This window comes from Caballeronia sp. LjRoot31, assembly GCF_964253885.1.
Classification (GTDB): domain Bacteria; phylum Pseudomonadota; class Gammaproteobacteria; order Burkholderiales; family Burkholderiaceae; genus Caballeronia.
In genome coordinates, this window is the sequence record NZ_CAXURX020000003.1 from 1903771 (window position 1) to 1919181 (window position 15411).

11 protein-coding genes are annotated in these 15411 nt (G+C 58.1%); 6 read left to right on the forward strand and 5 right to left on the reverse strand.

Annotated features, from left to right (window positions below; translation table 11 throughout):
* Nucleotides 1-2: 2 nt before the first annotated feature.
* Complete coding sequence (locus ACSQ8V_RS37240) at nucleotides 3-1256, reverse strand: SfnB family sulfur acquisition oxidoreductase (protein ID WP_436209156.1); 1254 nt, start codon at nucleotides 1254-1256, stop codon at nucleotides 3-5.
* Between the two features lie 356 nt (nucleotides 1257-1612).
* Nucleotides 1613-1879, reverse strand: coding sequence for a hypothetical protein (locus ACSQ8V_RS37245; RefSeq protein WP_213763705.1), 267 nt, complete (start codon nucleotides 1877-1879; stop codon nucleotides 1613-1615).
* A 462-nt stretch (nucleotides 1880-2341) separates the two neighbouring features.
* Here ACSQ8V_RS37245 and ACSQ8V_RS37250 point away from each other — a divergent pair, with 462 nt between their 5' ends.
* The 5 genes from ACSQ8V_RS37250 to ACSQ8V_RS37270 all read left to right on the forward strand — a co-directional run bounded on the left by ACSQ8V_RS37250 (nucleotide 2342) and on the right by ACSQ8V_RS37270 (nucleotide 7538).
* On the forward strand, nucleotides 2342-3148 hold the full coding sequence (locus ACSQ8V_RS37250; RefSeq protein WP_213763706.1) for a MetQ/NlpA family ABC transporter substrate-binding protein: 807 nt from the start codon (nucleotides 2342-2344) through the stop codon (nucleotides 3146-3148).
* A 313-nt stretch (nucleotides 3149-3461) separates the two neighbouring features.
* Nucleotides 3462-5072 (forward strand): ABC transporter substrate-binding protein, encoded by a 1611-nt coding sequence (locus tag ACSQ8V_RS37255; protein ID WP_436209157.1) that lies wholly within the window; start codon nucleotides 3462-3464, stop codon nucleotides 5070-5072.
* On the forward strand, nucleotides 5065-6078 hold the full coding sequence (locus ACSQ8V_RS37260) for an ABC transporter permease (protein WP_436209158.1): 1014 nt from the start codon (nucleotides 5065-5067) through the stop codon (nucleotides 6076-6078). The genes ACSQ8V_RS37255 and ACSQ8V_RS37260 overlap by 8 nt, the downstream gene beginning before the upstream one ends.
* Before the next feature lies 1 nt (nucleotide 6079).
* Nucleotides 6080-6964, forward strand: coding sequence for an ABC transporter permease (locus ACSQ8V_RS37265; protein ID WP_213763708.1), 885 nt, complete (start codon nucleotides 6080-6082; stop codon nucleotides 6962-6964).
* A gap of 31 nt (nucleotides 6965-6995) precedes the next feature.
* Nucleotides 6996-7538 (forward strand): carboxymuconolactone decarboxylase family protein, encoded by a 543-nt coding sequence (locus ACSQ8V_RS37270; RefSeq protein ID WP_436185110.1) that lies wholly within the window; start codon nucleotides 6996-6998, stop codon nucleotides 7536-7538.
* 5 nt (nucleotides 7539-7543) lie between these two features.
* Here the strand turns inward: ACSQ8V_RS37270 and ACSQ8V_RS37275 are convergent, their stop codons facing one another.
* On the reverse strand, nucleotides 7544-9259 hold the full coding sequence (locus ACSQ8V_RS37275) for an ABC transporter ATP-binding protein (protein ID WP_436209159.1): 1716 nt from the start codon (nucleotides 9257-9259) through the stop codon (nucleotides 7544-7546).
* A gap of 254 nt (nucleotides 9260-9513) precedes the next feature.
* Between ACSQ8V_RS37275 and ACSQ8V_RS37280 the strand changes: the two genes are divergently transcribed.
* The gene (locus tag ACSQ8V_RS37280) at nucleotides 9514-10896 is read left to right on the forward strand and encodes an LLM class flavin-dependent oxidoreductase (RefSeq protein WP_436209160.1); all 1383 of its coding nucleotides are present in this window, start codon (nucleotides 9514-9516) and stop codon (nucleotides 10894-10896) included.
* A 493-nt stretch (nucleotides 10897-11389) separates the two neighbouring features.
* On the opposite strand, the gene ACSQ8V_RS37285 is transcribed toward ACSQ8V_RS37280, so the two are convergent.
* Entirely contained in the window at nucleotides 11390-13669 is a 2280-nt protein-coding gene (locus ACSQ8V_RS37285; RefSeq protein WP_436209161.1) for a hypothetical protein, read from the reverse strand.
* A gap of 745 nt (nucleotides 13670-14414) precedes the next feature.
* The gene (locus ACSQ8V_RS37290) at nucleotides 14415-15209 is read right to left on the reverse strand and encodes an FRG domain-containing protein (RefSeq protein ID WP_213763712.1); all 795 of its coding nucleotides are present in this window, start codon (nucleotides 15207-15209) and stop codon (nucleotides 14415-14417) included.
* Nucleotides 15210-15411 lie beyond the last annotated feature (202 nt).

Genomic DNA, 15411 nt, shown 5'->3' on the forward strand with positions numbered 1-15411 from the left:
GCTTAGTTCCAGGAGTGCCGCGCGGGCAGCACATCGTTGAGATAGTAGTTGCCGATCAGGTGCGACTTCCAGCGCACCGGGTCATGAAGCGTGTGAGTACGCGCGTTGCGCCAATGACGATCCAGGTTATGGGCCGCGCGCGTGGCCGAGGAGCCGGCCAGCTCGAACAGTTTTTCACTGGCCTCGAGCGCGATGCGCGTGGTTAATACCTTGGCTTCGGCAACCGCCACCGAAGCGCGTGCGCTGAGCTCGGCGTCAAGCGTTCCTGAGGAGGCGATCGCATCCAGGGTACGGCCGGTCTCGAGCAGGACTTCGTGGGCGGCATGGAGGTCGATTTGCAGGCGGCCGACATCAGCGATGATGTACGGATCATCCACAGCATGCTCCAGCCCCGAATCGATCCACGGCCGGGCGCGTTCACGCACGAAAGTCATGGCATCAGCCACTGCCGCTTCGGCGATGCCCTGGTCGATCGCGGCCTGAATCAGTTGCGAAGTCGGACCGTATAGCCCGGGACGATCGGCCAGTTGCCAGATTGGAAGCACGTCTTGCGGGTCGATTGCTACCTGATCGAACACCACGCTGCCGCTGGCCGTGGTGCGTTGACCGAACGAACTCCAGTCGTCGATCACGCTGAGTCCCGGCGCGTCGCGAGGTACCCAGACCTGGACCGCGCGGCCCTCGTCGTCTGTCGCTCGAGTCGGCACGCGGTGCGCGAACAATGCACCCGTGGAGTAAAACCGGCGGCCGTCGAGGCGCAATCCATCGGGGGTCGTGCGCAGACGCGTGGTGCCCTGGAGAATGGTCGAGGACTCGGCTGAGCGGCGCTCCGGTCCGGCATTGCCCAGCCGTTGCCCAGCCAAGACCTCGTTGTACAGGCGCAGCTTCTGAGCGGGCGTGCCGATCTCGCGCAATACGCCCAGCACACCGAAATGATTCTGCGGAATCTGCCCCAACGCCGGATCGGCCGCGCACAGTATGACGAATACTTCGGCAAGGGTCGCAAGCGACACGTCGGCACCGCCGTATTCGCTCGGTACCGTGATGGTGCCGAGGCCGCTTTCGGACCAGAGATCGAGTTCGGCCCAGGGTAGCAAGCGTTCCCGATCCCGGCTCGCGGCCCCGGGCGCGAATTCATCGGCCAGACGGCGAGCCGCGTCCAGCGCCTGTGCGTCATCGGAAATACGCCGCACGCGCTTTGGATCGGGAAGTTTTGGAAAGCGCACTTCAGCGCCTGCGATAGTACTGGTCGACATGATTGTTCCAGAGGGAAAGGTTGCTCGCAGGCTTTCGATATTTTGGAAATCGCAAAGCGCTACTGCCGAACACCGGAGCGGTGCGGCCACCGCGAAGGGTAGTCACCGAAACGGATCCTTATCCTCAATTGGAACAGTGCCAATCTCACGGGCCTACTATCAAAATGGAAGTTGCTTATCAGCAATCGAGATTAGCCCGGCACGAGCACCAAGATGGCGTTTTCACGAAGCGTGACGCCCTGACGTAAATTTCCTGTGGAGACGTCGAAAGCGCGAGAGCGTCACAATCGACGCGGTGACCTCGCCGCGTTGGATAGAGGATAGACAGGCTTTCCCGGTGACGTGACGGACAAGCGTCACGGCTCATCCCGCCAGTCGCTCAAGGGAATTTCGGGGATAAAAACGAACAGATCCGCGACGTAGCCCATGTCAAAATAGCCCGCACGTGCGTACGCAGCGATGCACTCCAGCCGCTCCGAAGCGTGCAGTGCCGGCCCAACCTCCTGCTGTCCCGCCTTACTCGCACAGGCCGCTGCAGCAGGCCTTGACGGCCCGCGTCGCAGGATATTTCTGAGCCTTGCCCAAAGCCCAGTCTTCACGGCAAATTCCTTGTCCGGTGCCATGTGCTGCCCTCCGCTCATCCTGTAATCCCCGGCCGGCTACCGCACGGCGCGCTCGGCACCGCCGTCGCTTCGCGCGCAACACGGGAGAGGGTGGCGAGTAAGACGATTTAATCGTAGAACGCATGTCATGCGTCGCCAACGAACAATGCCTGCTTTGCTTATGGCTGTGCCGCGATTGAGGCCTGCTGGGCGGCTCAAGCTGCGGGTTGCATAACGAACCAGGCCACTAAAAAGACACAGGGACTTGAAGACTCTTCGATAGGCATTGCCCCACTGATCAGACCATCGGGCAATCGCAGCACGGACGAAAACACACCCGATTCTTAGCAAAGCAGAATTGCTTGCTTTGCGCCAGAATTTGATTCGCTTATCTTCGCGTCGGCTTCCTGAAAGAGTGGGCGTCAAAAGACTACAAAGGCTCGTGGCGCTGCTGCGACTAAAGCAAATTACGTGGAGATTGAGATGAATTGGGTTCGTGGCATTTGTGCTTTCCTGCTCGTACCGGTCGTGGCGGTGTCTGCATACGCGGCAGATCCCGCGAAAAACGAGATCCGCTTTGGCGCGACAGCGGGTCCTTATGCCGACCAGATTCGCTATGGCATAAAACCGGTGCTGGAGAAGGAAGGCTATAAGGTCACGATCATCGAATTCACCGACTATGTACAGCCCAATCTCGCCCTGGCGGACGGAGCGCTCGACGCCAATGCGTTTCAGCATGAGATTTACCTGAAGAAATTCTCCGATGATCATAATCTCAAGCTCTCCGAACTGATCAAGGTCCCGACCGCACCGATCGGCGCCTACAGCCACAGATTCAAAAGTCTTGCGGACGTGAAGGACGGCGCGACCGTATCGTTGCCCAATGATGTCACTAACCAGGCGCGTGCAATCGTGCTGCTTGAACAGATCGGCTGGGTCACGCTCAAACCGGGGACCAATCCGGTCACGTCATCCGAGCGAGACATAGCCACCAACCCGCATAAGCTCAAGCTGCTGCCACTTGACGCCGCGCAATTGCCCCGCTCCCTCGACGACGTAGATTACGCGTTCATCAATGGAAATTTCGCGCTGGCCGCCGGGCTGAAGCTTACCGACGCGTTGTTGCTCGAAAAGATTCCGCCTCACTACCTCAACCTCGTCGCCGTGCGTAGTAGCGACCTCGAAAAGCCGTACGTTCAGGACATCGCCAACGCTTACAAGTCTCCCGAGTTCAGGCGCGTGGTCGACGAGCGATTCAAGGGATTCACGCGCCCCGACTACCTGCGCTAAGTGCTCGCATGAAGATTTAAAAATCTTAAATCGCCCGGCAGTCGTACTTTTTCCGGTACTTGGCAACGCGCTGAAAATGATGAATATCTGCCGATAGCTCGTCGAGTATCTGCTTGGCATTCAATATTTTCAAATAAGCCGCCCTTGCGCAGCTTTCCTCAAATACTTACACCTCCTCGCGATAACGACATTCCGATTTGTTGGTTCACCTTCGCCTTTTCCGCTGATAGTGTATGCGGCCTCCAGGGAAGCACTCCTCAAGCGAATCATTCGAACACGCAGTCACACAGAGGGAATAACGGTGTCCATACAGTTGAAAACGTCCGCATGGGGCATGCTCGGGCGTAGCGTGATGATCGTCGCCCTGCTAAGTCAGGGAATATTGGCTCATGCACAAACTCCCAAACGCGGAGGCACGCTGACCGTCATCGCGCAGCCCGAGCCTGTCATCCTGACGGCAGCGCTAAGCACATCGTCACCCACCGGAACCTTCAGTACCAATGTATTCGATGGCTTGATCGAATACGACAACGACTTTCACCTGAAACCCGGCCTCGCGGAAAAATGGGACCTGTCGAAAGACGGCAAGACCCTGACGCTCAATCTGCGTCACGGAGTGAAGTGGCATGACGGCCAGCCATTCACATCCGCTGATGTCAAATGGACCCTTGAGAACGTCTGGAAAAAATACCATCCGCGTAACCAGGCTCTGTTTGCGAACGCAAATCAGGTCGATACCCCAGACGACTACACCGTCGTCATCCACTTCTCCAAACCTTCGCTCGCGGTACTGAGTTCGCTCAACAGCAATGGCGCACAAGTGCTTCCAAAGCACTTGTATGAAGGCACGGACATTCTCAACAATCCGTACAACAACAAGCCGGTTGGTACGGGTCCGTTCATCTTCAAGCAATGGGTGAAGGGCAACTACATCCTGCTCGAACGTAATCCGGACTACTGGGACAAGGGCAAGCCCTATCTGGATAAAGTGATTTATCGCGTGATTCCGGACGGCGGCGCGCGCACCGCCGCGCTTGAAAAGGGAGACGTGCAATATGCGTCGTTGAGCCCGGTGCCGGCCCGTGATGCGCAACGTCTGGCGAAGCTGCCCACCCTGCGCATCCAGACCAAGGGCTACGAATGGCTCTCACCCTGGCTGTTCCTCGATACCAACGTCGAGCGACCCTACCTGAAGGACGTGCGGGTACGCGAAGCACTCTACCGTGCGATCGATCGCGATGCGTACATCCGCGTGGTCTGGTCCGGATTCGGCAAAGCGGCAGTCAGCCCAGTGGTCTCCACGTTGACGGAGTTCTTCGAACCGAACGTGCCGAAGTATCCGTATGACGTGAAGCAGGCTAACGCGTTGCTCGATGCAGCGGGTTACAAGGCCGGTCCGGACGGTACGCGCCTCAAGATCGTTATCGACTATCTGCCTTATGGCGACGAGTTTCGACGCAGCGCCGAGTTCATCAAGCAGGCGTTCAAGAAAGTCGGCGTGGATGCGGAGATTCGTAACCAGGACGTTCCCACCTACACGCACCGCATTTACGGCGACCGCGATTTCGATGTGACTATCCAGTGGTATGCGGGCTTTTCAGACCCGCAAGTCGGGGTAACGCGTAATTACCAGTCGGACAGCATCGGCAAGAATATTCCTTTCAGCAACGGTCCGGGCTATCGCAACGCGAAGGTCGACCAGCTGATTCGCGATGCCCAGGGTTCCGGCGACCAAGCTGAGCGCGTGAAGCTGTTCAAGGAGTTCCAGCGTCAGGTTCAAACCGATCTGCCTTCGTTGCCGCTGCTCGAAATGCACTTCTTCACGCTCGAAGCATCCGATCTGCACGATACAGTGAGTGGTGTCGACCAGGTGTACGGCTCGTTCAAGAATTTCTGGTACACCGATCCTTCAAAACATGAGTGACTCTGACGCGACTCGCCCATCGCGGTTTCATTCCTCGATTGTGTCGAGATGGCTCAGGAAGCTGTGGCAGCTCGCCGGTATCGTTCTCGGTGTGGCGATCGTCAACTTCTTTTTGTTACGCCTCGCGCCGGGTGACGCGGTTCAGGTCATCGCCGGTGAGGCCGGATCGGCATCGCCTGAATACATTGCCGCCTTGAGGCAGCAATTCGGCCTCGACCAGCCGCTCTATGTTCAGTTCGCCAAGTACCTCGGCCGCCTGGCGCACTTCGACCTGGGCTATTCGTATCGACAAGGTATGTCGGTCGCGCATCTGATAGGCACCCGGCTGCCGGCCACGTTGCTGCTGATGGGCAGCGCCGTGCTGCTGGCCGCCGTGATCGGCGTCACGCTGGGCGCTCTGGCCGCTTACCACGCGGGTCGCTTCGTCGATATATTGGTGTCCACGCTCGCATTGCTGTGCTTCGCGACGCCTCTGTTCTGGGTCGGCATGATGCTGGTCGTTGTATTTTCCGTCTGGCTCGACTGGCTGCCGGTCGACGGCATGGCAACGGTCTCGTCGGGGTTGACCGGCCTCGCCTACCTGGTCGACGTTCTCCGTCATCTGATTCTTCCGAGCGTCACGCTTGCACTCTTCTACGTGGCGATTTATACCCGGCTGATTCGGGCAAGCGTGATCGACGTGAGACGGCAGGCTTACGTGAGGACAGCGGTTGCACGCGGTGTACGGCCGGCGCGGCTGTTTCGCGTGCATGTACTGAGAAACGCGCTGATTCCATTCGTCACAATGCTCGGCATGCAGATCGGCTCGATCATCGGCGGCGCGGTGGTCGTTGAGACCGTGTTCTCGTGGCCGGGCCTTGGAAGGCTCGCTTTTGACGCGCTGGTACAGCGCGACTTGAACGTGCTCCTCGGCATTCTCCTGTGCAGTTCCATCCTGGTCGTCCTGATCAACTGGGCCACTGATTTCGTCAATCGTCGACTTGACCCCCGGATCGCGAAAGACTGACATGTCCAGCTCAATCGAACCAATCACCCCTCGCCCTGCCGCGGTTTCATACGAACGGCGTTCGTGGTTGATGCGCCTGCTGCGCTCGCCGTCCTGCGTGATCGGTGGTGGCCTGCTGCTGGCCATTCTTGTCATGGCGGCGACAGCAGGTTGGCTTTGCCCTGGCGATCCGCTCGAACTCGTGGCCGAGCCCTTTTTGCGTCCCGGGCAGGATCCCGCGTACCTGCTCGGCACCGATATGCTCGGGCGCAATATTCTTGCGGGCATTGTCCACGGCTCACGGGCTTCGCTCTTGATCGCGAGTGTCGCGACCCTGATCGCAGCGGCGCTCGGCATCGCGGGGGGACTAGCGGGCGGTTATTTTGGCGGGCGCGTCGACCGCGAGATCAGCCGCATCACCGTGTTTTTCCAGACCATGCCCCCTTTCCTGTTCGCGCTCGCCATCGTGGCTATCGTGCGGCCCTCCGTGGCGACCATTGCGATCGCGATCGGTATCACGTCATGGCCGAATCTCGCGCGCCTCGTCAGGTCCGAGGCGCAGAAGCTGCGTCATAGCGAGATGGTTCAGGCGAGCATTGCGCTCGGCGCGAGCGACTGGCGCATCATTATCCGCGATATCCTTCCGAATACGCTCACGCCAATATTGGTGTCGACATCGCTGCTGGTCGCAACCGCGATCCTCACCGAATCCGCCCTGGCGTTCCTGGGACTCGGCGATCCGAACGTGGCGAGTTGGGGCAATATGGTGGGCTCGGGGCGCGAAGTGTTGCGCACGGACTGGTATATCGCCACGCTTCCCGGACTGGCTATCGTGGTAACAGTGCTGGCGCTCAATCTTCTTAGCGACGGGCTGGCGAAAGTACTCGACCCGCGCGGAAACGACTAATGGCAACGACCGATTTTCTGAGGATACTGACATGAGCCGCATCGACAACATCGGCAAACAAGGACTTGAAGGACGCGCGCTCGAAGTGTTCGAGATTGTCGAGCGTGACTACGGTGCATTCGGCAACATGCTTGGCGTGCTCGCCCATCGTCCGGCGTCCATCGAGCATATTTATGGACTGCTGCTGCAGTCGGCCAAAGACGCGCTGATTACGCGACGGCACCTGGAAATCGTACTCGTGACGGCGTCGCGCGAAAATCAGTGCCAATACTGCGTCTCGCATCACGCGCCGAAACTGGGCGCGCTGGGTATCGACACCCATACTGTCGAGAACATTCTCGACCCCGACGTACCGGGGCTCGATCCGGTGGAACGGCTGGTTCGCGACTATGCGTCAGCAGTCACGCGGCAGCGCGTGACGGACCGGCTGGTCGAACGCCTGCGCGAGCACTTTTCTCAAGAACAGGTGGTCGAGCTAACCTTGCGGGCTTCACTCTGCGCATTCTTCGCACGATTCAATGAAGCGCTGGAAATTGAAGTGGAAGAAGATGTGGCAGGCGCTCCTGCTCACTGAGTTGATCAAACATTGACGCCGTCCCGCGCGCGCTCCAATGCGCGCCGATGCCCGGGCGCCGATGCGATCAGGGAACGCGTGTAGGCGTGCGCGGGGCGGGACCAGATAGCATCGTGATCGCCGCTTTCTACAATGCGGCCAGCGTGCATGACCAGCACCCGGTCCGCTATATACCGAACCACGGCAAGATCATGCGAGATGAACAACATCGACAGATTGAACTCGGCTTTCAGGTCGACCAGCAGGTTCAGTATTTGCGCCTGAATCGATACATCGAGTGCCGACACGGGTTCGTCACAAATAAGCATGGCCGGCTTTAGCACCAGCGCTCTTGCAATGCCAATGCGCTGCCGCTGGCCACCCGAAAACTCGTGCGGATAGCGGTGCCGCGCGTCGGCCGGCAATCCAACGGCATCGAGTATGTGGTTTATTCTTGCCCGTCTTTCACTCTTGGACAGGCCGCCCTGCACGGTCAACGCAAACTGCAAGATCTGATCTACCGTTTGCCGAGGATTCAGCGATGCAAACGGATCCTGGAAGATCATCTGCAGGTGCCGCCTGTGGGGCAGCAACGCTTTGCGCGACAGGCTCGAGATATCCTGTCCGTTCAACAGAATGCGACCGGATGCGGAATCGACGAGCCGCATGATCGTGCGCGACAGCGAGGTTTTTCCGCAACCTGATTCGCCCACGAGCCCCACCGTCTCCGCGCGGTTGACCGTGAGGCTGACATCACGGACAGCGTGCCGCGGACCCTCGGCAGTCTGGTAGATTGTGTTCACGTGGTCGACGACAAGCATGGGCGTTGCATCGGCGGAACTCACCTGGTTTTCAGGCTTTGCAGGTGGCGTTTCGAGTGAGAATGCCAGTTCGCCTTTCGGCGTCTCTTTCACCCGCACCTCCGCAAGCCGCGACGTCCGGTAATGGCGATCCGCCCCAAGGTGCAGCGACGCGCCCAGCAAGCCGCGCGAGTAGGCATGCCTCGGCTTCGCTGTAAACGCCCGCGTTGTTTGCTGCTCCATCTCGCGGCCGCGGTACATCACGACCACGCGATCCGCCCAGTCCGCGACCACACCAAGATCATGAGTGATCAGCAGCAAGCCCATCGACAAATCACGTCGCAGCCTGTCCAGCAGCGCCAGGATGTCGGCCTGGATAGTGACATCCAGCGCCGTGGTGGGTTCATCGGCAACGAGCAACTTAGGCTCGCATGCGATTGCGGCGGCGATCATCACGCGTTGACGCTGACCGCCGGAAAACTGATGAGGGTAGTCGTCTATGCGCCTCGCGGGCTCGGCAATCTGCACGAGATCGAGAAGTTCGAGCGTCCGCGCGCGAGCGGCCCGCCTGGACATTCCGAGGTGCAGCCGCAATGCCTCGCCAATCTGATCGCCAATCTTCAGGACCGGGTTGAGGGACGTCGTCGGCTCCTGGAAGATCATCGATATCCGATGACCTCGTATGGCGCTCAAGCGCGACTCCGATAGGGCCAGCAGGTCGACGCCATCGAAATGCACTTCACCGTGGACGCGGGCTACGGGAGGAAGCAGGCGCAGTAACGCCATTGCCGTCGTGGATTTTCCACAGCCAGACTCGCCGACCAATGCGAGGACCTCCCCGGCTTCAATGTGCAAGTCGAGAGCGGTGACCGCGCGATGCGTGCCGTAGGACACGTTGAGGTTACGAACGTCCAGAAGACGCGGTGTGACAGCAGGAGGCATTGATGAGGGCGGCGGGTAAGAAGGTGCGAAGGTGTGATCCGGCTTTCGCGAACGTTCGAAAATAGCAGAACCGTACCGTCCAGCAAACCAACAATGTCAGCTATCAATTGGCATTTTCCTGTGCTTGGCACAAGTGCGTTTCGTATGCAGCGCCTCCCATAACACGTGCAGATATAAGCAAATCGTCCATCACGATTTGCGATCGGATTGACGAGCCCTAAACTTCATCCTTTCACTTTTCGCGAAACCATCCTGTGACCAGACCGATCCGGCTCAATGCCTTCCTGATGAACTGCGTCGGACATCTTGCGCCGGGGCAATGGACCGCCGCGGGAGATCGCGCCGTCGATTATCTAAGCCCGGTGTACTGGACCGACCTCGCGCGTCTGTTGGAGCAAGGACTTTTCGAAGGGGTATTCCTGGGCGATGTCCTCGGCGCCTACGACGTTTACGGCTCGAGCGCCGATGAAGCACTGCGTCACGCGGCGCAGGTTCCGATGAACGATCCACTGGCCGTCATTCCGCTCATGTCCCAGGTAACGGAGCATCTGTGCTTCGGGGTGACGTGTTCGCTTTCTTATGAGCATCCGTACACTTTTGCCCGCCGCATGAGCACGCTGGATCACTTGACGAACGGGCGCATCGGCTGGAACATCGTCACAGGTTATCTGGACAGCGCCGCCCGCAATATCGGCCTCGACCAGCAGTTGTCCCATGACGAACGATACGATCTCGCCGACGAATACATGGAGGTCTGCTACAAACTGTGGGAAGGGAGCTGGGAAGACGGGGCGGTGGTGCGCGACCGCGAGCGCGGCATCTATACCGATCCATCGAAGGTACATGGAATCGCTCACGAGGGCCGTTACTTCAAGGTTCCCGGCTTCCATATGTGCGAGCCCTCAGTGCAACGCACGCCGGTGCTGTTTCAGGCAGGCAGCTCTGGTCGCGGCAAGCAATTCGCCGCGCAACACGCCGAATGCGTATTCGTCGCAGCACCAACGCGTGGCATCGTAAAGCGCAACGTGGCGGATATCCGCGCGGCAGCGAGCGCAAATGGTCGCGACGCCAACAAGCAAGTGCTGATCTTCGCGATGTTCACGGTTGTGCTTGGCCGCACGCAGGAAGAGGCGCTTGCCAAGTTTCAGGAATACCAGCGGCACGCGAGCACCGAAGGCGCGGCTGCGCTGCTGTCAGGATGGACCGGAATCGACCTATCGACTTATCAACCGGAAGACGAGCTAACTTACGTTGACACCAACGCCGGCCGTTCCGCACTCGCTTCGTTTTCATCGGCGGATCCGTCGCGGGTATGGACCGTCGCTGAAGCCGTTGAGTACGTGTCCATAGGCGGACGTGGACCTGTCATTACTGGAACGCCGCAACAGGTCGCCGACGAGATGCAGGCCTGGATGGACGAGACTGATCTTGACGGTTTTAACCTAACCTATGTCTCGGCGCACCGCACCTTTCAGGACGTAGTGGAGTTACTCGTGCCTGAGTTGCAACGGCGCGGTGTTTATCGGGAGCACTACGAGCAAGGGTCCTATCGGGAAAAACTGTTCGAGACTGAAGCGCGCTTGCCTACGAATCATCCTGGCGCTCAGCATAGAAAAGTCACTACGACCCAGTCTTGATTACCGGCCCTATCCGGAATTTCCGAGCACCATCGCTAGCGCGTGCTTCAGCGAATCCGGGACTGTACATTGCTGACGAATTCCCGTTGTCCCGTCGCCGTCTCACCCGCATTTTTCGTGGGTCAACAGGCGAAAGAATCGGCGACTATCAAACGCGGCAGCATGTTGCACGTGCAGCAGAACTTCCAGGCGTGTCAGGCACCCCGGGCGCTGGCTGCATCGATGGCGGTCGGCGTCGTGTCCGCCTCCTGTCTGGCCCGGCTTTTTATCAAGCGCGGCCAGCCGCTTCCAAAAAGTTTCAAGCCTTGGCGCCCACCGCCCTTTACGCTTGGTGCACCAGTGGGGTAAATCGCAGCAAAACTGTTGTGGTGTGCAGTCGTCGGGCTCGGCTGTGAACCCGACGTACTCGTGCAAGATGCAAAAGCAGCGCGGTAAGGCAGCCGCCGGATGCATCATCAAGCACGTGCCCCAGCACCCTGCCTCCAGGCCTTGATCAGTTCTGAAGCAGGCTCAGGTAACTGCCGCTCGGATACGCGGTGTTCAGCCACGTCGCCAGGCGATTTACCTGGGTTTTATCAATTCCCTCTCCTTGCATCAGGGGGATCTGATTCCACGTCCAGGTGGGAAAATTCTCGACCGTGCCACCGGACATTGTCCCGTGAACATAGTCGATCGCGCATAAGCTCCTCATGCTCCAATAGCAGGTCGTCTCGCCAGGCACAGCATTCGTCTGCCCTTCGCGCTGCCACGCGTTAATGTTGAAGCTGGTTGTGGTATCCATCCAGTTCGACAGGAACGCGCCGACAACCGCCTGCTCCGTCGCCAGGCTCGTGCCTTTCCAAACACCGGTCTGGCCGCCATTCCATACATCGAGAGGGCTGGAATCGCGAATCGTCCAGCCACGGTCGACGTTGGTGACCCCCACGCCGTTATCCATTTCCTGGGCGCCCTTCAAGACATACAGGAAGTTCCTGATCGGCTCGGCCCTGCCGCTGCTCTGATACAGGTTGTTGAGCAGGCCATACGCGTATTGCCAGTCCGTCGGCAAATGCACGTTGTGCGCGCCCGATCCAGGGTTCAGCAGGATCTGCAGGTAATACCATTGATTGGCCTTCACATAGTGGCCAACGGCACTACCGAACATGCTGTTATTGGGCGGAAAATTTTGTATATGCGGGGAGACATTGAATATGAATCGCCAATATCCGCACCAGCCCCGTGCTTCGGCTTTCGGCGCCTGCTCTTCATTAACCCATGCGACCGGACAATTTGTCTCCAGCGAGTAGTCCTGGGCGAGTTCCCATGACTTCAAAAGCTGCCATTGCACCGTCCCGTAGAGATTCTCTTGTTGAGGAATCGTATAACTTCCGGACACGCCCGCATTCGGTGGCGCGAAATCTTCGCCAAGTGCGACTCCCCAGTAATAAAGGTCGTTAAATATATCGCCCGTCTTGCCTTGAGCGTAGGGCGTCCCGCCCGTGGCAAGCTGGGTCTTCATATTGTATGTTCCGTTCCCGGTGCCCTCTCCCGCGTATAACTTGTTTAGATTGCTGTTGGTGAAATAGTCGCCCCACGCATCTTTCGGATGGATATGCGGGACCCAGTGATTCCAATCGGGCAGTTGAAAACCAATCGGTATTTCCCTGATATTGAGTTGCCCTTTGGTCGCTATGGCGGCTTTATTTACGCCGCTGGGGAAGATCGCGGCGAGCGTGTCCAGGTCGTTCTCGGACACCGCATCTACGCCGGCCCCGCACGTCCAGTCGCTGACCGGAGCACTGTCCAGGCCAGGGCCCGGTTGATAAGGCGGGTTCCACGGTCTGCAATTGACACCCGGTGTTGGATATCGGCTAGCCAGGCTGCGAATGTAGCTGGCAATCTGCACGCCCTGATTTTGAGTCAAACCGTGGTATTCACTTCGAACAACAATGGAATTATTCGAATAGTTGAACTTGAACAAGTCGCTTCCGCTGGCGGCGTGACAGTCCATGCAATGAGCCTTGAGTTGCTGGCCGGCGTTGATGGGCGAGTCTATCAGCGTAGCGCTTTGCCACAATGCCTGGCCGGCGCTGATATCACTCGCTCCCGGAAGCGGCGCGGTCCATTGGGTTGGATCATCTTGAGTAAAGTTGGTGCTCGGGATTAAATTTTGCCCCGACACATCCTGCAAATTAAACGATAAAACCCGATAACCGGAACTGACGCCATCGGTTGTGTTGTATCGAAAATTAATAACGTTGCTGCCATTGACCGCGCCGGAGACAGGCACATTCAAGCTAATGGTGTCGTAGCCGCCTCCTATGCCGCCATACAATTTAGCATTACCAAGTACCGTGACATTTGCGTTGGTTAGATCCATCCAGGTTCCGCCATTGATCTGAACGGAACCTTTAGCGTCGTACGATAAATTGTTGACCTTCATGGTCAGGACTTTAGCCGACGCACCGGCTGGAATAGTAAGCGTCGTGCTAACGATCTTGCCGCTGGCGGCGCTCATCACTTCGAGAGGCATGATGATGGCGCCTGACGTTGATGTGCCGGCATTGGTGGGAGAGGTCTGCCCAAGGCTGGATCCGCCCGCTGCACCGCCCGACGATGCTGGAGACGAAGCGCCCGCCGGTGCGCTGGCAGAAGATGGGCTACTTGCCGAGCCGGAAACGCCGTTGGGCTGACCCGACGTACCGGTGTCACCGCTTCCTCCGCCGCCTCCGCACGCGCTCAGGATGACGCTGCTGATCACAAGAAACATCGAAACTTTATCGAGTTTTATCATCGTTTATTTCGGTGTGGAAAGATAAAAACCCCCGGCCTGAAAAGGCGGGAGTCCAGCATTTTTAGGTACAGCGCTATTTCTGCAGAAGGCAGCGCCTTGCATGAAATGGCAGTGGTGTTGCTGGCATAAACCTGGACAGGGGCGCGCCCACTACTCGGCGCAAGTTCGTCGGGCGGGTAATGTTTTTCGCTCGAGACGGCCCCATACCGGCGCGCTGTGCGGGTTTCATCAGAACGGGCAATGTCGCTAAGCCGACTGCGAATCCAATTAAGCTCGTATCGAGGAGCTTATGAAAATTGCTGGATATATTGTCTGAAGAATTAATCGGGTGACGCCTGATTTTGAATTGTGACTTCGGCTCACCGAGCTTGAGCATTCGTTTTCGTCTCCACGCCACGCATTGTTTGGGTTCAATTCACCACTGCAGCATGCTTACGCATTAACGTGTGAAACATGTGAAAACGCGGATCTTAAAAGTCGCGTTTGTGCCATCGCCATGCGCTCGGTATGGGCGATGTCGACGATCAGCACTAGCTGACTGCTTCTACTCCAGAATGGTTTTTCAGTGCACCGCAGGCAAGCGATGCTAGATGACGGGATGATAAATGGTATTAGTGGTTTATCAAACAATTCATAATATTTTATCGAAAAATATAAAGGCGCTAATCGCTCTAGCTTAGCGCCGCGACGCACGCATGCCGAAGGCAAACCCTCCCCCGAGTTTGTGTCCCCGATCGACTCGGAATCAATCGCGCGTCTTGACCACTTGCGCGGGCCATACGATCTCCAGTTCCAGCGCAATTGAACGCGCCAGTCCTTCGAGGTCCGGGAAAAGCGATGCGTTCGTGATGTTCATCCTGTACAACGAACGCATGGCTTCGTCCCGTAAAGTCGACGGCAACACGATCTTGCGCAGCAGTTCGTCGCTGCAGGTGTATTGATCAAGGATCATGTCGAGCGGCTGATGCAGCAGGCCGGGCAACACGAACGTGCCCGCTTGCGCGATCAGCCGCTGATCCATTTCGGCGGGTTCGCCAAACCACATCACCGGGTTTTCGTCGCTAAGATAAAACCTTTCGAAATTTCCGGGCAAGCGTGGATCGATCATCTCTCGTATAAGATGCGGTGCCGAAACCGGGACTGCGCGATCCGTCCACAACGCGGGGGTGTTTACCGCGAAAACAGCTGCGTCCGTCACAGCGCGCTCGAGCGCAAAAAACGCGGCAACAAACGGCGACTTGGTGAAATCGAGCAGTCTGGTCGGCGCACCGTGGTGCTGCATCAGCCCGAGGCAACGCAGGTCGTCGGACAGCGCGCGGACATCGGAAAGATAGTTATGCGCCTTTCGCCTGAAGATGCGAATGGCGCGCTGCTCCTGAATCCGCCACGCCGAGCGGTCAGGCACGAATGCGGACAGGTAGCGCGATAACGAACTTTGCAACGGCCATCGCGCGTCTTGCTGACCGCGAAACGCCCAGCCATCGAGTTCTATGGTGAGACTCATGAACTCCTGCCAGTTCGACACAATAATGGTTTGCATTGTCACTTATCCAGAGTAGCACTCGCTGCTTACTGCCCGATCACAGGTCCGGGCGCGGTAGAAGCAGCCGACACAGCATCCCATAGGAGGAGATGCGGAAGAGACGCGCCGCAGGGTTCATGATCCAACTTTTGAGCGGGGCGCGCTGCCCAGACCTCCCAAAGCTGCAATCACACCCAGCTCGAAAACCTTTAACCGCGAT

What these genes read in the sequence shown, in the direction of transcription:
- ACSQ8V_RS37240 (WP_436209156.1), bottom strand. Translation starts at nt 1,256, where the DNA reads ATGTCGACCAGTACTATCGCAGGCGCTGAAGTGCGCTTTCCAAAACTT.
- ACSQ8V_RS37245 (WP_213763705.1), bottom strand. Translation starts at nt 1,879, where the DNA reads ATGGCACCGGACAAGGAATTTGCCGTGAAGACTGGGCTTTGGGCAAGG.
- ACSQ8V_RS37250 (WP_213763706.1), top strand. Translation starts at nt 2,342, where the DNA reads ATGAATTGGGTTCGTGGCATTTGTGCTTTCCTGCTCGTACCGGTCGTG.
- ACSQ8V_RS37260 (WP_436209158.1), top strand. Translation starts at nt 5,065, where the DNA reads ATGAGTGACTCTGACGCGACTCGCCCATCGCGGTTTCATTCCTCGATT.
- ACSQ8V_RS37265 (WP_213763708.1), top strand. Translation starts at nt 6,080, where the DNA reads ATGTCCAGCTCAATCGAACCAATCACCCCTCGCCCTGCCGCGGTTTCA.
- ACSQ8V_RS37270 (WP_436185110.1), top strand. Translation starts at nt 6,996, where the DNA reads ATGAGCCGCATCGACAACATCGGCAAACAAGGACTTGAAGGACGCGCG.
- ACSQ8V_RS37275 (WP_436209159.1), bottom strand. Translation starts at nt 9,259, where the DNA reads ATGCCTCCTGCTGTCACACCGCGTCTTCTGGACGTTCGTAACCTCAAC.
- ACSQ8V_RS37285 (WP_436209161.1), bottom strand. Translation starts at nt 13,669, where the DNA reads ATGATAAAACTCGATAAAGTTTCGATGTTTCTTGTGATCAGCAGCGTC.
- ACSQ8V_RS37290 (WP_213763712.1), bottom strand. Translation starts at nt 15,209, where the DNA reads ATGCAAACCATTATTGTGTCGAACTGGCAGGAGTTCATGAGTCTCACC.